Source organism: Paenibacillus sp. Y301, assembly GCF_059445505.1.
This window is the reverse complement of sequence record NZ_JCAIUL010000001.1, coordinates 654,931-675,812: the sequence shown is the minus strand read 5'-3', so window position 1 is coordinate 675,812 and position 20,882 is coordinate 654,931. Positions and strand designations below refer to the sequence as shown.

The window sequence follows — 20,882 nt, the reverse complement described above, 5'->3', positions numbered from 1 at the left end:
CTAAAGAGAGGTTTTAATCTTCTAACCTGCTTGGGCTATCGTGTCCCGTTAGCGTAATGTCATTACCTCTTTATTTGTATCCAATTAGGAGGAAGTTTGTAATCCGAGATATGTTCGTAACTTTCAACGATAATCTGCCCCGTATTATTTATTCGAAATTTTATTTTATCCTTACCTACAGCAATATGAGGACCCACATACGGGATTACTGTAACCACCACATCAATATGAGAATCAAAGTATTTGAACTTCAGAGTATTACCACCAAGGTATGGAGCAAATGTTGGTGGATAGATTAGCTTGTCTCTGTAATAGTCTTCTATTTGTACATTTATGTTTGGTGTTAGAACGGAAAGTATAAGTCTTTGACATGAATTACCTGTAGATGAGGCATTAGTCGGAGAATTAAACAGAATAGTACAGAGGAATAGAATCCCTAATAGTGTTTTTATTTTTATCATATTTTCACCTCAGTGATTACTTTCTACAGAACCACGAAGTAATATGCGTTGCTGTTACTCTAAACTGCCCGTTAGCCATGCATGCAGCGCAAGCACGGCACCACAGATGATGGAAGTGATTTCGTTCTTCCATGGGAGCTTAATAAAATGAGCAGGATACCGAAGCACCTGCTCATCAATGTGTGTATTATTTAACTATCGTGTCCCGTTAGCCATACATGCAGCGCAAGCGCCGCACCACAGATTACGGAAGTAATTTCGTTCTTCCATGGGAGTTCAACCACTGAATCATTTCATTGATTTTGCTAACGCGAACATTTCCTCTTTAGTCAAATCTCCGCTGTCGAATTGAATGAAAGTACCATCTTGTACCCAGCGTAGGTATCCTCCTGATATATGATTAGCCCATGGTTCAAATCGCCCTTCGATTCCATTTATGTTTATTTTCTCTCCACGTTCATTAAATTTAAAATCCTCGACTATAGTTCTTGTGGTACTTGTTTGATTACGAACATCGATGTTAGTGACAACCCGGTTTATTTTATAACCAACCGCCTTATGTTCTTCAATTCCAAACAAATATGTCTGTCCTGATTCATCAAAAAAATGAAGTCTAACTTTTGAAACTGATTGACTAAGAACAAGCGGATATGGTTCCTTAATTTCTAATTTATAGCTTTGAACCGAGTGAGACGGTACTAATAGTTTGAAATCCGCAACATTTTTTAGCTTGTCCAACTCTACATTTGAAAAAGCTAGTGTAGGTTTAGCTGATGCGATGAGTAGTTCATTGTTGATTACAACAGACAGCGTAAAGATAAAAATCAATGAAATAATCCATTTAAACAAGGGCACTTCCTCCATACTTTTAGGTAATATTATGTCCTTGATTAATTCAACTATCCTGTCCTTTAGCTTAAACAAACAAGGAGCAGATGCTTTTGCAAACTGCTCCTTGTTTGTTTAACTATAGTTTCCCGTTAGCCATACATGCAGCGAAAACGCCGCACCACAGATGATGGAAGTAATTCCGTTCTTCCATGGGAGTGCAATAAAAATAGCAACTCTTATACTCCAGACATCTATTTAAGTCTCTGTTTTTCTCATATTGCATTAATAAAAAATCTTCCTTGTGTTGCTTTAATTTCAAAGAAATATTTTTCATCATTCTTTAAGCCTTCTAATTTTACGCTTTTTCCAGGTGATACTTGAAATTCATCTACTACTACATTACCATTTACATCTTTTACCCTTAGAAGTATATCACTTTCATTATTTGCGTCATTTACGATAGACTTCTTCCAAAAAATTCTATCATATATCAGATAATCTTTATCGTTAAAGTTTATACTTTGCCACTCTTCCAAATCATCCACTACAACCACAACGGCGGACACCTTCGGAAAAAACATTTGATTCACAGGCTCTGTTTCTTGAATCACGAACGCACCTACAATCGTTATAATAAAGGTTATAACAATGGACGTAATGACTTGGATACGGCGCTTTTCATTAATTTTTTTAAACGGTGTAATAGCTTTTTCAATTTCCTTTGGCTTTTGTTGAACATAAGCCGTTTGCTGCTGCATCCTGTTTAAACACATCGTACACTCTTCGCAATGCTGTACATGTTCTTCAACTATTTTTGAAGTATCTTCACTACAAATTTCATCAATATAAGAAGGCAATAAATCTTTAATAATATTACAATTCATATGGATCAATCCTTTCCGCTAGTTTTAATTTGGCACGGTAATAGGTTACCCTCGCCCAGTTTTCACTTTTATCAAATATATCCCCAATCTCTTTAAAGCTGAGATGAATGGATGTTCTTAATAAAAACACTTCACGATAAGGCTCATTTAACAGATGTATTTCTTTATATATCGAAATAAGGGTATTGCGTTTAACAATCTCAACTTCTGGCTGCTCCTCACGAGATGTGATATCCACCCCCATTTGCATCATGTTTTCTACACTCACATAATTAGAATGCTTATCCTTTTTTATGTAATTGTAATATGTGTGTTTTGCTATCTGACATAACCAAACAGATATTTTACATTCACCGTTGTATCGATGAATAGACTTTACCGCCTGATAAAAGGTCTCTTGGGTTAGTTCTTCAGCTAAATCTATATTCGAAGTTAAACAAATAAGAAACCGTTTTACTTCATCTGCATAGGATTTGTAGATTTCACTTAAATCCTCCACCTTCCTTCCTCCTCCTTCTCACCAAGTTTTTTACCTGTGACACTTATATATATATTTAAAATGTTATTCGTTACAATAATTTTAATTTTTTATGTAAACTCTACAATTCGTAACACCGAAATCACCATAGTGGTTTTCCTAAGGTTAAGCTGGTGGAGTAGTATAGTTGTTCAATCACCCTACCCGTTAGTGAATAATGATAGGAATATTATAACATCTTTATATCTGACCAAAAGAAAAACCGCCCTATAATTAGGCGGTCAATTCTGAACTATCGTGTCCCGTTAGTTGAACCAGTTTTAATTATCAACTGACCTCTGTTCCATTAGGCAGCTCATAATCAGGCTTCAATAGAACCACATCGCCATCACCAGGCATTCCGCCTAGGACAAGTACTTCCGAATTAAACCCAGTTTCATCTTCTTGTGCAAAGTCAAAATTACATCCTATTGAATCTAAACCATTGGCTTTAGCCGCATGTATATCTGAGAGGCGATCTCCTACTACTACTCCATTGGTAATGCCATACTATTGGCAAAGGTACCCCATTATTTCACGGTATTTATCAATCGGAGTTTCTTTATCTCATTCATTTAGTGTCCTCAAATGATTAAAAGCATCTTCGAGTGATATTTCTAAAATCTTATCTGTTTGAAAAAGTGTTCCATCCATATCAAAGATGACTGAATACTTAGATTTTCCATTTACCCATCTCCATTATTAGAATTTCTTCCTGTTCTAATAATCCATAGACACTCATGGAGCTATCACCAATCATAATATCGTTATGAACGGCAGATTTATTCATACCTAGCTCATTTAGTTCTTCTTCAGTATTCAAAGACCCATCTAAAATATTATCAATGTAAGCTTGACCTAGTGCAATATGACAAGCTGCATTTTCATCGAATAGGGTGCTTTTGAAAGTGATCCCCGTTTTAGCAATACTCGAATTTGCGGAGACAAGTGCAACTTCGCCAAGCATTCCAGCCCCATCATCTGTTTGAAGAAAATCCAGAACAACTTGGTGTTTTGGTTCAATTTTAGTAACTTTCCCATTTTCAAAGAACAACTTTAAATTTTGAATCGTTTGTCCTGCTAGAATAAACGGTTTTGTGGTGGTAACATACCCATTCACATGATACTTATTTGGCATTGTCCAAACTTCTTCAACAGGAATATTAGACATGAATTCTTTTCCGTCTTTAGTCGTTTCTGATCCACCTACCCAAACATGATTTTTGACTAACGAAACAGTTAAGTCTGTTTTTTTACTAACAAATCGCAATGCAGAAAACTTATAATTGTTCAACTTTTTAGCTATGCTTTTCAAGATAACATCATGTTGTTTCCAAGCTAATACAGGATTAGGCTCATTCGATTTTGATGCGTCAAATATATGTTTCCATAAAAGTTCGATCGCTTCATTTTCAGGATGGTCTGGAAAAACTTGTAGTGCCCATTCCTTCGTTGGCGCATTGACGAGTACCCATTTATTATGATTTTCCATACCATAAGTTCGACGTGGACTCATAGCAATTGACTTTGCTTTATTGATTATCGAAGCTCTTCCGACCCATTCAGAATCCTCATCTGTAAACGTCGGTGCAATTATTGTAATTGTCGAATATCCCGACCTCGCATAGTTCAATTCATTTTCAACCACTGATTTTGGGAAAACTTCTAAAAATTCGTCTTCTAGATATCGCACTCGATCCTTTTCGATTTCAGAATCTCGTATATCAAGGGAGACAAATTGTGCCCCACTCTTATAGGCTTCTTTTGAGATTTCACGTACTAAAGGCAAATGTTCAGGAGAAAAATTGATCTTAATTAAATCTCCTTTTTCAACTGTAACCCCAATATTCACAATTATTTTTGCATAATTATTTAAAAACATAAACTGCTCACTGCTCCTTTAGTTTAATAGCACAGTTTCTTGTTTTTCTAGTGTGTTATTCAACTAGCGTGTCCCGTTAGTCATACATGCAGCGCACGCGCCGCACCACAGATGATGAAAATGGGACTGCAAATTTGTCTATACTGCTACTATGGCTGGGAGAGGAAGGTCGATGAACTATGGTGCCATAGAGCCCATCCGTTAGTCTGACTCCAACGATCACGGTGCATCACAGATTGTCGCTCCCTTTCGGGAAGCACTCATGGGAGATTAATCCTACTCTGATTGTTGCACCAGCCTCTACTTCGATTGAGCCATAGAGAGGATGTATTCAAGGTGGAAGTTATCATTGAACGAGCATGTGGTATGGATATTCATAAAGACAATATTACTGCATGCATCTTAACGTCGGAAGGAAAGGAGATTCAAACATTTTCAACTAAAACGGTCTTTCTATTACAATTAATAGACTGGATAAAACAACATAAATGCACTCACGTTGCGATGGAAAGCACAGGAGTATTTTGGAAGCCTATTGTTAATTTACTTGAAGCTGAAGGAATTGAATTCTTAGTGGTGAATGCTCAGCATATGAAAGCTTTGCCTGGACGTAAAACAGATGTCAAAGATTCAGAATGGATTGCCAAGCTTCTTCGTCATGGATTACTCAAAGCAAGTTTCATTCCAGATCGAAATCAGCGGCAGCTTCGGGAACTTGTTCGGTACCGCCGCACTATTATTGAAGAAAGAGCCAGACAACACAATCGAATTCAAAAAGTACTAGAAGGATCCAATATTAAGCTCGGCTCTGTTGTGTCAGATATTATGGGCGTTTCTTCTCGCGATATGCTGCGTGCTATTGCAGAGGGCGAAGATGATCCAAAAATACTAGCCAACTTTGCTAGGCGTACTATGAAGCGAAAAAAGGATGAGCTCGAACTTGCTCTTCAAGGCTATGTAAATCCTCACCAGCGATTAATGATCAAGACCATTTTAACTCACATTGATTTCTTAAGTAAGCAAATTGAAGTGCTTGATCAGGAAGTTGCGTTGAGGGTAACCCCATTTCATGAAGAAGTCGAACGTTTAGACTCTATTCCTGGCATAGCTACTCGAATGGCAGAACAGATTCTTGCGGAAATTGGGACGGATATTAAGAAGCAATTTCCGAGTGCAGCACATTTATGTTCATGGGCAGGACTGGTACCTGGACATAACGAAAGTGCAGGAAAAAGAACATCTTCCAAAGCCAAAAACGGAAATAAATATCTTAAGTCTGCTCTAGTTGAAGCAGCCCATTCCGTTGCAGCGTCAAAGAACTATCTCGGAGCCATGTATAGAAGAACATCGGCGCGAAAAGGAAGAAAACGAGCAGCGATCTCTATTGCGCATGCTATGTTGAGAATAACCTATTATCTATTAACACGGGAAGAAATGTATGTAGACCTAGGCGAAGATTATTTTGACAAACAGAAACAGCAATCTATTGTAAAGTACGCAGTGCGTCGGCTCGAAAACTTAGGTTATTCAGTGAAAATCTCTGAAGTTTCTTAATAAATCTGATCTCATCCATTAAAAAAGTTGAAGCGCACACCTTTTAAAAAAATGTATGTGGTGCGTCTTCTTTACTGTTGTCTTTTATTGTGACTGCAGAGTTAATTTTCATGGGAGTTGAATATATTTATTGAATTATTCATCCTTTTCTATGCGGAAAAAGGACTTTCTAACAAATAACGTATAAATTAATACGATTACTGACCAAATGAAATTCCCTATAAATGGTTGTTGATTGTGCGAGAATAAAAGATAATAACTTATTAAACCAAATCCAGATGAGTACATAATCATCAACCAAAATCCCCATTTTTTTAAACGCATATAACCATAGATGAGGATAAGGGAAGCAATAGCCAATAAAACCCTAAATAATTGTTCTGGAAAGTTTGGTAAACCAAACCTATCGGCTATGCCAAATTCATTTGATTCTGCATTAAAGAATATTGCTGTGAAAATCATTACAGCTGCACCAAAAATGTAAAAATAACTAATTAAAGTCACTCCTAAAGGTCTTTTCACTTCGATTATCACCTCATCCCAGTTCTATATTATCACAATTTACCTTTTATGGTTAAACTATGATGCTCGTTAGCGTAAAGAAGGGCTGCTGTTTAGCAGCCCTCATGTAATTGAACTATCGTGTCCCGTTAGCCACACATGAAGCGCAGCGCCACAGATTATGGAAGTAATTCCGTTCTTACATGGGAGTTCAATCGACTAGGCATTAATGAACGTATTTTATTCTCCTCTCGTCAAATGTCTTTTCGTCTGCTGTTCCATATCCATACCCCTCTCTGATAATTTGGTTAACGGGAACAAATGGGGTAAGGACAATTTTTCTTTTACCACCCTCTAATACGGTAACTATAAAGAAGTAATTTACTCCGTTTATGTGATATTTGTCCTCACTAAATACTTCATAGTAAACAGCCACATAAAAAATATGAGGCTCGATAAAAGGCTCGATATAACGAGTAGGTATATAAATTTTTCCGTATTCGTAGGGTATTTGCTTAGAAGCGACAATTTGGGCTTTATAGATATTGAGTAACCCAACCTTCTGGTCTTTATTTTGCTTGTTGTTAAAAAAATTAATAAGCGTGTCACGTTGACCCTTAACCCATAAATCAGGTATGTCAGACCATTTTTTTTCGTTTATTGAGTTTATATAAATTGTAATTAAGTTTTCATCTAATCCATCTCTTGCGAATGCTAAATTTACTGTTACCGTGTTCAGCCATAGTAAAAGTAATAACGAAATTTTTAGTTTTTGCACTTAGGTATCACCCCACATTTTCTCAGGGATTAGTATGCCCATGAATTCTAACAATGTGTACCAGGTGCTTTTCACTATTCTCCCTCTATGAAGAAAGTATTAGCTCTCATTTCCTCCTGTTTTCTTAAGTTCTCATAGCATCATTGGTATTTGAGCATTTGAATACTGGAATAGAGATGAATTAAAGGTTAATTTTGGATTTGCGGAGAAAAACGATCCTTATCTACTTAACCACTTGTATTCAAAAAAGTGGGAATATTTGTAGTTATGGTCGCACTGATGGATGTCCACATATCTCATGGAGGTCAACCCTCCCAAATCTCACAGAGTCTTCGCTCTAAAATTCCTTCGTCCAACCTTACCATGATGTGGATGTCAGTTATGCTGCCCGACAGGATCTTTGTCCGTATTATAGTTGTTTTACTGACTAATCCGTGCTTCAAATGTTATTACCTGCTACTTTACTTCAAGAATACAAAACAAACCTAAGCTACTTTCGTTAGTTCTGCCATATGGGGAATATCCCTTAACATATGCTCTTCACTGAATTTACATTGCTTCTTACCAATCGTAAACAGAATCCGTATAAGCTTATTACATATCGCGATCAGGGACTGCATTTTCTTCAAAGGATTATTTGACCTTATTGTAAAATATTGATGTGACGCCTTGAATGCACTATTCTTAGCGACTAAAGGCATGGCTACTCGAAAGAGAAGCGCTCTGAGTGCTTTTCTCCCTCTCTTTGTAATCTTTGTTTGTCCCTTATGCTTTCCAGACGTATTCTCCCTCAGACTCAGCCCAGCTAATTTTATGATCTGCTTAGGATGAGAGTAATAACTGAGGTCCCCTACCTCTGAAAAGAAGCCTGCAACCGTATCTCTACCAATACCCGTAATCTCCAACATTTGTTCAACACCTGGAATCTGTTCAAGTAAAACATCGATATTTGAATCCAGTTCTTCGAATCTATTATTTATGAGTTCATACTTATCTATTAACGTGCGTAGCTCTAATTTAGCCATCGTCGAACCCTCAAGAATGCCAATCGAATGACTTGCTGCTTCTTTGAGTTCAGATATTCTACTGAGTCCAACCGCACGGCTAACAGCTTTTCTGAGATGCGTTAAGATCTCATGATCGGAAATCTTGCTTAATTCATGTGGTAATACATTGAGCTTTAAAAGCTGTAATGCCGATTTTCCTTCCCAGTCTTTAAATACGGTAAGAAACTCAGGAAAGTAACGATCTAGCCAATTGTGGATTTGTCCTTGAACCGCTTGTAGGTCAACAGATAGAAGATCGCGTATCTTTTTTGCCACTCGAAGTTCTGCGTACACTCCCTGTGGAATATTGGGTACAGCATATCTCCCATCTTTGACTAACTGTGCAATTACCCTAGCATCTTTTACATCATTTTTTGTAGGTGAATTGTCGTCTAGCTCCTTGCTTTTCTTTACATGCATCGGGTTTACTACGACAAATTGAATACATTGATCTTTAAGAAAGTGAGCCAGATTGAGCCAGTAGTGACCTGTTGGTTCCATTCCTACAATCACTTTTTCCATCCCTTGATCTTTCATTAGTTGTTGAATCCAACCTAGAAAGTGATTGAAATCTGAGTTCGTATTTTCAAAATGGAAAGCCTTCTTGAACTCCTGCCCTCTAAAATCCTGCGCGTGTGCAACGTGCTTGTACTTAGCGATATCTACGCCAACTATTAGCGTTTGAGAAGTGATTTGAGCTATCTTCTCATTTTGGTTATAATTCATATTATCTGCCTCCTGATATTCGAATTCGTCCCTTTTGCTGGCCAGCTAAGGACAATTCTTATGATATCAAGAGGTCTTTTATTGTTCAAACGTCATTCTTACTCATTACAGGAATGCTGCCCGTTAGCTTTATAAAAAAAGGGAGCAGCTGCCGTAGCAAACTGCTCTTTTGTTGTTCCACTATCGTGTCCCGTTAGCTTAATCTTCGGATGATTGTTATTTTAGCTTATCAACGGTTCGTACTTCTGTATTTGTTCATTAGATTAAAAACTAAGTAAACAGCACTTGTACAGAGCAAGAAAATTCTATCAAGTTTGAGGTTCAGTGCGGTATTACTTCCACTGAAAATATATTCATTGTAAAAGAAATGATTTTCAAGAGTATAAGAACGTCCTGAAGCATCCATAACGATTTTACTGCCGATAACATCAGCCAACCAACACGCCAAGATATAATCGAGTAATAGAACCGATATTACTAATAATTTTTTATACATTCGTGTAAAATCACTACTTTTTTTCATTGTGGATCTCTCTCTCTCTCTTAAATATTAGATTAGTCTACAACTACTTACTCTCTCTCATTTTTCCATTTATATCCTATACGTAGAAACTCCAGTTTTGTTGCACTAAACTGCCCGTTAGTTCAGCGACTGGTATCAATGAACACATTAAATCCAGTGTCATCGATGACATCTTGTACTATCTCATTTGGTTGCTTTAGAGTAGTGTCATAAAAAAATTGTTTGTTTGATGGTGAAGTTTCCATTTTATTCAGTAAAAACAAAGAGCGTTCTAATGAATCGATATCCCCTCTGATATTTAGGCGTTCTATTAACTTATCTTTATCTGCTCGTAATATTATATATCTTGATTCTACATTCAAATCCGATACTTGTTTACAAAACCAATCAAGCTCATCTTCTACTACAAAATCAATAACTACATTTAAGTCATTAAGAATAAAATTCCTTGTTAAAGCAAGGATGTTTTTCCATGTTAAATTCAATCGTTCTTCCCATGAAGGTTGTGATTCTCCCTTAAACATATTAAGTAAATCATCACCTTCAATGAGTACACATTGCTTAATATTTCTTGCAAGTTCTTTTGATATCGTTGATTTCCCAACTCCTAGCGGACCCGAAATGAGATAAATTAGTTTGTCTTGCATATCAAGCACCTTCCCAAGAAAATTATTTCTTCTTGGTAAATATTATAGCAAATATCTTCAATATAATTGTACTTTTGTGTATCGGCATCGGTGTTGTCCGAACAGTATTGTTATTGCGTTAACCTGCCCGTTACTTCAATGAAAACAGCAGGCTACCGTAGCGCCTGCTCATTAATGTGTATCATTCAACTAAAGTGTCCCGTTAGCCATACGTGCAGCGCAAGCGCCGCACCACAGATTACGGAAGTAATTTCGTTCTTCCATGGGAGTTCAACAAGTTTTTTAGTTCTCCCGTCTACATTGTATACTGCTTTCTTTTCCAGAAATACCTTTTTGGACTGTAACTTTATTTATTTTCACACCATTTTCTGGAGTATCAGTTAACGTGATATGAATTCTTTCATAAGGAACGTCACCATGATGTGCACTATAATTTAACGCACTTGCATGTACGATATGTCTTCTTGTATCGCCATTTATTCTTTCGATTTTGTCTATTTTTGGACACATGATAAAGTCTGAGTATGTTTTGTCAAGGTAGGAAAAATATCTGGTATATAAGGTTTCTTCAAGTAGCTCTTCTTTGGGAGCTCCAATACTTTCATATTTCCACCCGACTAACAGCCAATCAAATAACTCAAGTGATTTCAATCGAACTTCTGTATTATTTTGGGTAAATAAAACCTCGCCATCTGCTATTGTGCATGACTTTTTTTGGTTCTCAAGTATACAATTATAGGCAGGTTCAATAACTGCAATATCCCCGTTTTTCATTCTTATTTCCAATTTAGAGATGGGGCATATATTTAGCTCAGTTTGTCCTTCGGAAGGATTTGATGTGTTTATCCATTTAACAACCTTATTGATGATTACTTCTTCATATCCGTCGCTTTCCTTAAATAATCTAGAATCACCAGACATACGTTTTGTTTGAATAGATAAAACATCCTCTGTTTTTAATTTTGGTTGAATACTTGCATTTGCAATTTGTATCGAGGAGAATAGTCCAGCAAACACCATACATATTTCAACCAACTTTTTCATGGGCTCACGCCACCTCTGGAAGTAGTTTTGCAGGTATTATCCCCTTTGAGTAAAGCTATATTCCAGAATGACATTTATTATCCAATGAGTATTTTCGCCATTTGACAGCCACTGTTTCAACTAACCTGCCCTTTAGCTTAATAAAAAAGGGAGTAGCTGCCGTAGTAAACTGCTCCTTTGTTGTTCCACTATCGTGTCCCGTTAGTTGAACAAGCTCTCATTTAAATACATCAAAAACTTTACTTTCACCATCTTCATACTTGCAAATAACAATTTGTAAGTTTTTTATATTCCAGTCTAAGGAACGTAAATATAAAAACGAATTATTGAACTCTACAATTTTGTCACTAGTAAGATATTGTGAATCGAAATATTTATCGTATTGTTCATTATAACCAGGTGTTTCAATAGTATTTGGCATAAACACACCAGAAGGCTGTTCCTTTGTTTCATTGATGACTCTAGAACTAATATCGTATTGATAGGTATATAGAATTTCGTTAGAAAAAGACATATCATCATTTCCAATATAGATTGTTGTTCCATCTTAAGATACAGATGCCGTCATCATGGAGATGTCAAATGATTTCATATGTTCATATGAAATCCGATTCGTAACAAGTGAATTTTGCATATTATATACAATGACTCCAAATGTACCCTGAATAACCGCTATATTGTCATCGGCATATAAAAGTCGGGGCATTTCGGCACCTATATTCATATGTGGAATGTCAGACAGGTCTACGGATAATTCTTCAGATGCGTTGTTTAAACATCCAGCTAAAATTAGAAGTGCCCAAATAATTACTGAAAAAAGCGCAAATTTGTACTTCATTTAATATCCCCCTTAGTTTCGCTTATTAAGCTCTTCTCCCTCTATGAAGAAAGCATTAGCTCTCATTTCCTCCTGTTTTCTTAAGTTTTCATAGCATCATTGGTATTTGAGCATTTAAATACTGGAATAGGGATGAATTAAAGGTTAATTCTGGATATATGGAGAAAAAACGATCCTTATCTACTTAACCACTCGTATCCAAAAAGTGGAAATAGTTGTAGTTATGGTCGCACTGATGGATGTCCACATATCTCATAGAGGTCAACCCTCCCAAATCTCACAGAGTCTTCGCTCTAAAATTCCTTCGTCCAACCTTACCATGATGTGGATGTCAGTTATGCTGCCCGACAGGGTCTTTGTCCGTATTATAGTTTTTTTACTGACTAATCCGTGCTTCAAATATAGTTACCTGCTACTTTACTTCAAGAATCCAAAAGAAACCTAAGCTACTCTCGTTAGTTCTGCCATATGGGGAATATCCCTTAGCATATGCTCTTCACTGAATTCACATTGCTTCTTACCAATCGTAAACTGAATCCGTATAAGCTTATTGCATATTGCGATCAGGGACTGCATTTTCTTCAAAGGATTATTTGACCGTGTTGTAAAATATTGATGTAAAGCCTTGAATGCACTATTCTTAGCGACTAAAGGCATGGCTACTCGAAAGAGAAGCGCCCTGAGTGCTTTTCTCCCTCTCTTCGTAATCTTTGTTTGGCCCTTATGCTTTCCAGACGTATTCTCCCTCAGACTCAGCCCAGCTAATTTTATGATCTGCTTAGGATGAGAGTAATAACTGAGGTCCCCTACCTCTGAAAAGAAGCCTGCAACCGTATCTCTACCAATACCCTTAATCTCCAACATTTGTTCAACACCTGGAATCTGTTCAAGTAAAACATCGATATTTGAATCCAGTTCTTCGAATCTATTTTTTATGAGTTCATACTTATCTATTAACGTGCGTAGCTCTAATTTAGCCATTGTTGAACCCTCAAGAATGCCTATCGAATGACTTGCTGCTTCTTTGAGTTCAGATATTCTACTGAGTCCAACCGCACGGCTAACAGCTTTTCTAAGATACGTTAAGATCTCATGATCGGAAATCTTACTTAATTCATGTGGTAATACATTGAGCTTTAAAAGCTGTAATGCCGATTTTCCTTCCCAGTCTTTAAATACGGTAAGAAACTCAGGAAAGTAACGATCTAACCAATTGTGGATTTGTCCTTGAACCGCTTGTAGGTCAACAGATAGAAGATCGCGTATCTTTTTTGCCACTCGAAGTTCTGCGTACACTCCCTGTGGAATATTGGGTACAGCATATCTCCCATCTTTGACTAACTGTGCAATTACCCTAGCATCTTTTACATCATTTTTTGTAGGTGAATTGTCGTCTAGCTCCTTGCTTTTCTTTACATGCATCGGGTTTACTACGACAAATTGAATACATTGATCTTTAAGAAAGTGAGCTAGATTGAGCCAGTAGTGACCTGTTGGTTCCATTCCTACAATCACTTTTTCCATCCCTTGATCTTTCATTAGTTGTTGAATCCAACTTAGAAAGTGATTGAAATCTGAGTTCATATTTTCAAAATGGAAAGCCTTCTTGAACTCCTGCCCTCTAAAATCCTGCGCACGTGCAACGTGCTTGTACTTAGCGATATCTACGCCAACTATTAGAGTTTGAGAAGTGATTTGAGCTATCTTCTCATTTTGGTTATAATTCATATTATCTGCCTCCTGATATTCGAATTCGTCCCTTTTGCTGGCCAGCTTAGGACAATTCTTATGATATCAAGAGGCCTTTTATTGTTCAAACGTCATTCTTACTCATTACAGGAATGCTGCCCGTTAGCGTAAAGAAGGGCTGCCGTTTGGCAGCCCTCATGAAATTGAACTATAGTGTCTCGTTAGCGCAACCATTGCAGTAGTAGTAGAAATTTAAATGATATTGTTACTTCTTAAAAAATAAAATGTTTGAAACCCTTTTGACTTCATCAAGGTTTTGTGCTGGTGCAATGTAATTATTCTTAAATGTAGAAGTATAAATATATTCAAAATCCTTGGATACATCAACCATTAATTCTATATACTGTCTTGGATTTCCGTAGATTATTTCTACATTTCTTCTATCTAAGCTGTACAGATTGCTATCTAATTCATCCTTAATAATCTTTAATATATTTCTTGAATCAGTTGTAGACACTTTTTCATCCCCATTCTTATTAAACACCAAGTGATTTGATATTTCCGTGCTCTTTCCGTCTATCCTTATAAATCCATCGATTTTTGTTTTGGAAATCAAGCTCTTCTTAACAGTCACGTCCAGTCGTATACTCACCGGTCTATGATAATTATCCCTATATTCTAAGCCATAATAAGTTTTACTTACATGTTTCGGTATGTGGTAATTAATTAGAAAGGTAACTATCCCCAAGATACCTAGGATAAAAATTATTTTAATAAGTTTTTTTTTCATTATTTCCACCAAGACCTTCCGATAACCTATTATTTGCGAACTTAGTACACAGGTATTAATTATTATAAATCAACAATGTTAACTCCTATTTATAATACCAAATTAGGTAGTCCAAGGCCTGACTATAGAACACTCTTTCATGCAAATATATTACGCATAACTGCCCGTTAGCGTAATGGAGCGTTACCAGGTAAGGACGATAAAGTGATTCGAGTATACTCTGATGGTCGTAAAATGGAAGTCATTAGAGACGGAAATGGAAACCAGAAAGAGATCAAATTGGATGACCCCGAAAAATTAAGTAAATCGAAGGAAAACCGAGTTTGGCTTATTGGCCAAAACTCGGTTTTTTTCATTGTTCCACGGAACGCTAATCGGCTGTCACGGTCGAATTCGGCTGAATTTGGAGATCCGGAAGCCAGACATATTCACAAAACTAGTAATTTTGGACATATGTCTTATGAAGCTTGCGATAAGTGGATATCTATGTAAGACAATTATAAGACCACAAAATGAGGTTCAATGAGGTAATTTATGTGATATCGGTGGTTGAGGAATTTAAGGTAATAAGATGGGGCATTAAGGACTGTTTTGAACTGTGTCCCGATGGATTTGGTGTTTTCATGCCTTATGATAAGAGGGAAGATCTTAAGAACTTACCTTATAATTTCGCAATTGAATGTTAATCACGAAACCTAAACTAACCATATTAATTAGTAAAGAGCTTCCTCCAAAACTAATAAAGGGTAATGTAATTCCGGTTAAGGGCATTAAACCTATAAACATACCTATATTTTCAAAAATTTGATAAAGAAACATAGAGATCATTCCAATTATTATTATTGATCCTTCACGTCTTTTGCACTCTAATGCAATGATGATCAATCGATAAATGAGGAAAAAATAGAGTAACAGAATTACCGATACGCCGATAAACCCAAATTCTTCTGCTGCTACAATAATGATAGAATCTGAATAGGTATACGGCACAAATCCAGATTGAACGGAAGTACCCTTCATGTACCCTTCCCCGAACATTCCCCCAGATGCAATTGCTATCTTAGCATTTTGGGTATGATAATTTGCATCTTTGCTAGCTTGATCAGGTAAAAGCCATGGATCTAATCGATTTAAATAGTGTTGTTTATTCGTACTACTTAGATATGATGAAATCTGATCGTGAAACGCAATGTATGATTTAATTCCTATAAAGAGACAGGCTGATATAAGAATCAATATAATGATGGTATGTGTGTATTTTATATTGCCTATCCACAGAACTCCTAGCAGTATGATCAAATAACAAAGGGCATTTCCCATATCGTTTTGCTTTATAACTATCCCAAAAGGTATGAATGTTAGTAATGAGAGAGGTATAATATTCTTCCAAAAGGAAAGTTCCATATTATCTTTCTGAGTTAGTAATGCAGAAAGAGAGATGATAAGAACAAGTTTAAATAATTCAGCTGGCTGAATATTAAGGCCAATTACCGGAATTTTAATCCATCCTTGTGCCCCATTCATTGAATCTCCAATAAATAAGGTTAAGACAAGAATTAATATACCTCCAGTGAATAGAAACCAATGGTACTTAAGAATGATTCGATAATTTATAAAAGATACTCCAAAGAAACATATAAATCCCAAAATATAATAAAATATCATTCGTTTATCTGATCCTTCAAATTTAGGCCATGCTGAGATTCCACTACGAATTAGGACTATACTAACCATCATAAATAACAATAAAATTACAACAATATACCAATCAGCATTTTTCCATTTACTAAATATCCAAATCTCCTCCAAAGTTACTATAAGAGAATTCAACTTTAAGTATTAATTACCTTTACATTTACTAGAGTTCACATCCTTCAGTTCACAATATTTAACGGTATCAGTATTAATAACGCTAAATATATAAAAAGGTTATAAATATTCTAGTTTTTCTCAATTTATACTCTTAAAAGTTGCAATGAATGGTCAGAGTACCTATCGACGCGAGCTTCTTACAAAGCAAACCCGATTTCGGGCAAATTTCGTCCCCAGCTCCGACTTCCTCTTTCGGATCGGACGCAAAAAAACGTCCTCTGTTCGCATACTGAACTGTGACCGTATTTGTGGAAAGTTTGAAAAAGAAGACCTTTAAGAGGCAGTTAATAGGTGACTCCTAAATTCATCGGGAGTCATTTTTTTTAATGCCCATTGATATCGTTCGGAGTTATAGTAGGCGATATAATCACCAACCCTTGTTCGCAACTCAATGAGGGTCATACATGACTTGTACTCCAAATCATCCTTCATATGGCCAAAAAAACTCTCCATGGAGGCATTATCCCAGCAGTTTCCTTTCCGTGACATGGACTGGATAAACCCAGTTTTGTGTACGAGAAGTCGGAATTTAGGATGAGTATAGTGCATTCCTTGATCCGAGTGCAAAAGCGCCTCTGGATGAATATTACCGTCCAGTCGCTCGAGTAGTTTCTCCAGTGTTCGTTTTACAATTGGCATTGCCAATGATGAAGAGAGGTGGTGGGCTAGAATTTGTCTCGTAGCTCCGTCTTTCACCACGGATAAATAAGCACATTGTCCATTTCCATAATGTAAATAGGTAATATCCGTCAGTAGGACTTTCTCAGGCTCTCCTTGGTCGAATTGACGCTTCAATAGGTTAGGACAGGTTAAATGTTCTTGTGTGGCTTTCGCCATCTTACGGTAGGGATTCGCTTGTCTAATCGTGGCAACAAGCCTATATTTCTGCATTAATCTTCGGATCTTTTTGTGGTTCATGATGATCCCATTATTTCGTTCAAGCCACATCTTAACGACCAACGCCCCAGCCTTACCATCTAAAGCGTCAAATTGTTTCTTAATAAGCCAAACGTCACGCTCATCTGCCTCCTCACGTAGTTGCCTGGATTCTTCAGCCGAAAGCCAGCGGTAATATCCACTTAAACTCACACGGGCTAACCTGCACAGGTAACGTGTCATTCGTTGTAGGCCATGCTTACGAAGGGTATGGTTGATGATTTGAAAGCGCTCGGAGGACGTTAACGTTTCCTCTGCATTTTTGCTTTTCGAGCGCCTCCAGCCTTTTTAAAAAGTCGTTCTCCATCTCTAGTGACTTGATTCGTGCTTCCGCACGTTTAAGCTTTTCCACCGTAGAAAGTTCTCCTGCCACTTTTCTGCCGGTAGATCCTTTTCCTCGTTGCTCCTCAAGTAATCCGGCTTCTCCATGGGTATTGTACGAATTACGCCAACGACTTAGACAATGCTTGGGCTTATTGCGGCCGATAACATCCAAGTCAAATCCCGCTTCAAGAAAAACTTCCATTGGGGTTTGACCTTCCTTGTAGGCTTTAAGCGCAGCTAGCTTAAATGTAGACGAATACGTAATACTCTTCTCCGTCACATTCTCCACATTTGGATTCATCTCTAGCTGTCTGATCTCATTTTCGTTGAATATCTTTGAAGTGCCTCGCGTTTTGTTCATAGCTTTTCCCCCGCTTTTTTATCCATTAGTTCGATTAAAACACAAATGACCCGCAAGAGGGTCACTTTTTTCAAAGTTTCCATCTTACGGGTCACAGTTCATACCTGAACAGAGGACGTTCTTCATTTATCGTAGAATTGCTTTAAATGACTATGGTGATTTGTGCTGAAGATGGTCAGACATGTTCACAAAACTAGTATTTTTTGTACATATGTCTAGTCTTTTTGGAAAAAAACTTGTTCCTAATAGTATGGGGTGGTTATTGTATTATCCGTATAGAAAGGTGGGACATAGAAATAACTTTTTTATGTACTCATCTCAGGCATTGGAATACAACCTCATCTGTCCACTCTCCTAAACCGTGAAATATTGTTCTCATATATCATCAATGATACTATAATATAAATTAGAAATATTATACATTTTATATAATGTTTTCTAAATATGACTTTTTCGAATCTTTTAACTTTTTAGAATGCGAGGATTGAAAGTAGGAAATAATTATTGGTATAGAAAAGAAAGGTGGAAAAAACATGTTTAAAAAACTAGTTTTAGCAACTTCTGCAATAATGTTGATTTCAGGAGTAACCCTAACTGCGAATTTATTAGCGGATCCTAGTAATAATGGTATTTCCTCGAGTTCAAAATTAAGTGCTCCAGTAGAGTCATTAGCGAGCCCTAATGGTACTGATATTCGCTTAGGTCCAGAATTAAGTGCCTCAGAAGAGTCAGAAGTAGATCCAGATCTGAATGTAGATCCCGAAACGGTTAGCATAGGATCGAAACCAAGTGTTACAGAAAAGGTAACAAATTCTACTGATAGTTTGGGTTCAGAACTAAGTACTGCTGAAGAGACTAGAGGTGTGCCTCTCTCAGATCTTAGAGACATAGATGAAATTGTTACGCACTATGGTAATTTTGTCCGAACAAACGAGCAAACTATCTTCGATGAATCTCAAATTGCACGAGAACATAAGAACATTGGTCCAGAGACAATGCAAATAATTCTTGATTACGGAATCTTTTTACGAAAAGAAGAATCTTAAATTTTATAAAGAAGGAGCAGTTGTCATCGACAACTGCTCCTTCTTTATTTTTTTAGTTACTCTACATATCCATTTCCAGATATAGGACCTGTACCGATATTGAACTTCGATGGCATAAGTACCCGCTGGGACCTGATTCCAAATTACTGTAGCATTAGCCCAATTTTATATTTCATTACTTCTTAAGTTCCTGTGGAATCAAAGGAACTCGATGCAGCAACGAAGGCTTCTAAAGAGGTTAAAGTAGCTGTTGAACAAGTGGCAACTGCTGCTTTGATGGAGGTTCCTAAAGACACGATCGATGTGCTTCCTCTAACAGCTATCATTATTCCTGAAGTGTTTTTAAATTCGGATCCAAACACTCTCAAAACATAAATCGTTATTGATTTGTAAAACAATACGGACAACTAGATGAGCCCATTTGGGTAAATAAAGAATCATTAGAGTTGATCGATGGATATAGAAGATATTTGGTTGCTAAGCAACTAGAAATGCCGAGTGTACCTTTTGCCTATCGCTAACTATGCTTCATTTTTAGTTTGGCTGAAAATAAAAGTTAGATTCTTTAAACCTACCGTCACTAACGTTCCGGTTCCGAGCAGCTCACAGACGAGAATGACCTCTTTCATCTCATCGATTTATTACTCTTCATAAAGGTTGTGGACAACTTAGGAGACGTGCCAAATGATCCACAAAAAGGGTACCTTGCTACGCAAGCTTTTAGATCGAAAGCAGTCTCCCCACGCCCCCCCACTTTAAGGTAAACTGGAATTTTGTGTTGACAACTACATCCCAGGATGGTAAAGCCTTGCGAGTTGGACACAGTTCACCTTATCCCGACCAGTGTATCAATTCTGGACTTTAGATGACACCGATTGATTGATTGGCTGCCATCTAATTGGGAAAAGGTGCGTATGGATATGATCCTGCCGTCATGCATCGGGGAACGGCTCCCGGTATTGTATCCTACAATACGCCTACTAAAAGTTAATTTATGTATTCAGAATCTATGGATATATTGGTTTTTCTACTAGTAAATGATATAATCACAAATGTAAAAACAGGAAAGTATTAACAGCAAAAATCAACCAAGGAGTGAAGGAAATGGCCATTGATGTGTACATTAATTTTAATGGGAATTGTCGTGAAGCCGTTACATTTTACGCAGAAGTATTTGGAGCAGAACAACCACATATCATGTCCTTTGGAGATACACCACCAGATCCAGCATTCCCTCTACCAGAAGAAGCCAAGGATTTAGTTATGCATGCAAGATTAATTATTAATGGAAGCACTGTTATGTTCTCAGATGTATTCCCTGGTATGCCTTTTATTGTAGGAAACAACATTAGTCTCTCTATTGTCAGTAAAGACATCGATGAGGTTAAATCTTTATTTGATAAACTACAAGAAGGCGGCAAGGTCGGGATGGAATTACAACAAACATTCTGGAGCCAATGTTACGGTAGTGTCATCGATCAATTTGGGATTGAATGGCAATTCAACTACGACAGTGGAGAAACAGTTATGTAAATAATGAATAATAACTTTCCAACAATACACAAAGGATATGGAACTCCCCTATGGGATATAATTCCATGTCCTTTCGTTTAATAATTCCCGCATCTATTT

The 20,882-nt window shown here is 36.9% G+C and carries 22 protein-coding genes and 1 pseudogene; 5 read left to right on the top strand and 18 right to left on the bottom strand.

The annotated features are described in order from the left end of the window. Nucleotides 1-62: 62 nt before the first annotated feature. The 6 genes and pseudogenes from AC1D69_RS03290 to AC1D69_RS03265 all read right to left on the bottom strand — a co-directional run bounded on the left by AC1D69_RS03290 (nt 63) and on the right by AC1D69_RS03265 (nt 4,575). Nucleotides 63-461 (bottom strand): DUF3888 domain-containing protein, encoded by a 399-nt coding sequence (locus AC1D69_RS03290; protein WP_495454702.1) that lies wholly within the window; start codon nt 459-461, stop codon nt 63-65. A gap of 288 nt (nt 462-749) precedes the next feature. Further along, nucleotides 750-1,310 carry a DUF4367 domain-containing protein gene (locus tag AC1D69_RS03285; RefSeq protein WP_495454701.1) on the bottom strand — a complete coding sequence of 187 codons (561 nt, stop codon included), beginning with the start codon at nt 1,308-1,310 and terminating at the stop codon, nt 750-752. A 254-nt stretch (nt 1,311-1,564) separates the two neighbouring features. Further along, nucleotides 1,565-2,176, bottom strand: coding sequence for a zf-HC2 domain-containing protein (locus AC1D69_RS03280; protein ID WP_495454700.1), 612 nt, complete (start codon nt 2,174-2,176; stop codon nt 1,565-1,567). Next, nucleotides 2,166-2,675, bottom strand: coding sequence for an RNA polymerase sigma factor (locus AC1D69_RS03275; RefSeq protein WP_495454699.1), 510 nt, complete (start codon nt 2,673-2,675; stop codon nt 2,166-2,168). The genes AC1D69_RS03280 and AC1D69_RS03275 overlap by 11 nt, the downstream gene beginning before the upstream one ends. A 306-nt stretch (nt 2,676-2,981) precedes the next feature. Further along, nucleotides 2,982-3,347, bottom strand: a pseudogene (locus AC1D69_RS03270) (hypothetical protein). Between the two features lie 19 nt (nt 3,348-3,366). Beyond that, the gene (locus tag AC1D69_RS03265) at nt 3,367-4,575 is read right to left on the bottom strand and encodes an aminopeptidase (protein WP_495454698.1); all 1,209 of its coding nucleotides are present in this window, start codon (nt 4,573-4,575) and stop codon (nt 3,367-3,369) included. Nucleotides 4,576-4,911: 336 nt separating this feature from the next. Here AC1D69_RS03265 and AC1D69_RS03260 point away from each other — a divergent pair, with 336 nt between their 5' ends. Next, nucleotides 4,912-6,129, top strand: coding sequence for an IS110 family RNA-guided transposase (locus AC1D69_RS03260; RefSeq protein ID WP_495454697.1), 1,218 nt, complete (start codon nt 4,912-4,914; stop codon nt 6,127-6,129). Between the two features lie 135 nt (nt 6,130-6,264). Here the strand turns inward: AC1D69_RS03260 and AC1D69_RS03255 are convergent, their stop codons facing one another. From AC1D69_RS03255 to AC1D69_RS03210, 10 genes are all read right to left on the bottom strand, one after another. Continuing rightward, nucleotides 6,265-6,651, bottom strand: coding sequence for a hypothetical protein (locus AC1D69_RS03255; protein WP_495454696.1), 387 nt, complete (start codon nt 6,649-6,651; stop codon nt 6,265-6,267). A 205-nt stretch (nt 6,652-6,856) separates the two neighbouring features. Continuing rightward, entirely contained in the window at nt 6,857-7,408 is a 552-nt protein-coding gene (locus AC1D69_RS03250) for a hypothetical protein (protein WP_495454695.1), read from the bottom strand. A 485-nt stretch (nt 7,409-7,893) separates the two neighbouring features. Next, nucleotides 7,894-9,180 (bottom strand): IS110 family RNA-guided transposase, encoded by a 1,287-nt coding sequence (locus AC1D69_RS03245; RefSeq protein WP_495454694.1) that lies wholly within the window; start codon nt 9,178-9,180, stop codon nt 7,894-7,896. Nucleotides 9,181-9,409: 229 nt separating this feature from the next. Beyond that, nucleotides 9,410-9,703, bottom strand: coding sequence for a hypothetical protein (locus tag AC1D69_RS03240; RefSeq protein ID WP_495454693.1), 294 nt, complete (start codon nt 9,701-9,703; stop codon nt 9,410-9,412). Nucleotides 9,704-9,825: 122 nt separating this feature from the next. Beyond that, nucleotides 9,826-10,350 carry a P-loop nucleotide/nucleoside kinase family protein gene (locus AC1D69_RS03235; RefSeq protein ID WP_495454692.1) on the bottom strand — a complete coding sequence of 175 codons (525 nt, stop codon included), beginning with the start codon at nt 10,348-10,350 and terminating at the stop codon, nt 9,826-9,828. Nucleotides 10,351-10,632: 282 nt separating this feature from the next. After that, nucleotides 10,633-11,394, bottom strand: coding sequence for a hypothetical protein (locus AC1D69_RS03230; protein WP_495454691.1), 762 nt, complete (start codon nt 11,392-11,394; stop codon nt 10,633-10,635). A 217-nt stretch (nt 11,395-11,611) separates the two neighbouring features. Next, nucleotides 11,612-11,908, bottom strand: coding sequence for a hypothetical protein (locus tag AC1D69_RS03225; RefSeq protein ID WP_495454690.1), 297 nt, complete (start codon nt 11,906-11,908; stop codon nt 11,612-11,614). Nucleotides 11,909-11,941: 33 nt separating this feature from the next. After that, nucleotides 11,942-12,232: a hypothetical protein gene (locus tag AC1D69_RS03220; RefSeq protein ID WP_495454689.1), complete on the bottom strand. Its 291-nt coding sequence runs from the start codon at nt 12,230-12,232 to the stop codon at nt 11,942-11,944. A 441-nt stretch (nt 12,233-12,673) separates the two neighbouring features. Beyond that, nucleotides 12,674-13,960: an IS110 family RNA-guided transposase gene (locus AC1D69_RS03215; RefSeq protein WP_495454688.1), complete on the bottom strand. Its 1,287-nt coding sequence runs from the start codon at nt 13,958-13,960 to the stop codon at nt 12,674-12,676. 226 nt (nt 13,961-14,186) lie between these two features. Then, complete coding sequence (locus tag AC1D69_RS03210; RefSeq protein WP_495454687.1) at nt 14,187-14,711, bottom strand: hypothetical protein; 525 nt, start codon at nt 14,709-14,711, stop codon at nt 14,187-14,189. Between the two features lie 204 nt (nt 14,712-14,915). Here AC1D69_RS03210 and AC1D69_RS03205 point away from each other — a divergent pair, with 204 nt between their 5' ends. Beyond that, entirely contained in the window at nt 14,916-15,203 is a 288-nt protein-coding gene (locus AC1D69_RS03205) for a hypothetical protein (RefSeq protein ID WP_495454686.1), read from the top strand. 156 nt (nt 15,204-15,359) lie between these two features. On the opposite strand, the gene AC1D69_RS03200 is transcribed toward AC1D69_RS03205, so the two are convergent. Beyond that, nucleotides 15,360-16,520, bottom strand: a complete 1,161-nt coding sequence (locus AC1D69_RS03200) for an FtsW/RodA/SpoVE family cell cycle protein (RefSeq protein WP_495454685.1) — start codon at nt 16,518-16,520, stop codon at nt 15,360-15,362. Nucleotides 16,521-16,856: 336 nt separating this feature from the next. Beyond that, a protein-coding gene (locus AC1D69_RS03195) for an IS3 family transposase (protein WP_495454684.1) occupies nt 16,857-18,204 on the bottom strand; the annotation gives its coding sequence in 2 pieces (ribosomal slippage) (nt 16,857-17,799 and nt 17,798-18,204; 1,350 coding nt in all). A 533-nt stretch (nt 18,205-18,737) separates the two neighbouring features. On the opposite strand from AC1D69_RS03195, the gene AC1D69_RS03190 reads away from it, so the two are divergent. The 3 genes from AC1D69_RS03190 (at nt 18,738) to AC1D69_RS03180 (ending at nt 20,783) form a co-directional block, all read left to right on the top strand. After that, nucleotides 18,738-19,250 (top strand): hypothetical protein, encoded by a 513-nt coding sequence (locus AC1D69_RS03190; protein WP_495454683.1) that lies wholly within the window; start codon nt 18,738-18,740, stop codon nt 19,248-19,250. 192 nt (nt 19,251-19,442) lie between these two features. Next, entirely contained in the window at nt 19,443-19,625 is a 183-nt protein-coding gene (locus AC1D69_RS03185; RefSeq protein ID WP_495454682.1) for a hypothetical protein, read from the top strand. A 729-nt stretch (nt 19,626-20,354) separates the two neighbouring features. After that, nucleotides 20,355-20,783 carry a VOC family protein gene (locus AC1D69_RS03180; protein WP_495454681.1) on the top strand — a complete coding sequence of 143 codons (429 nt, stop codon included), beginning with the start codon at nt 20,355-20,357 and terminating at the stop codon, nt 20,781-20,783. Nucleotides 20,784-20,882: the final 99 nt, after the last annotated feature.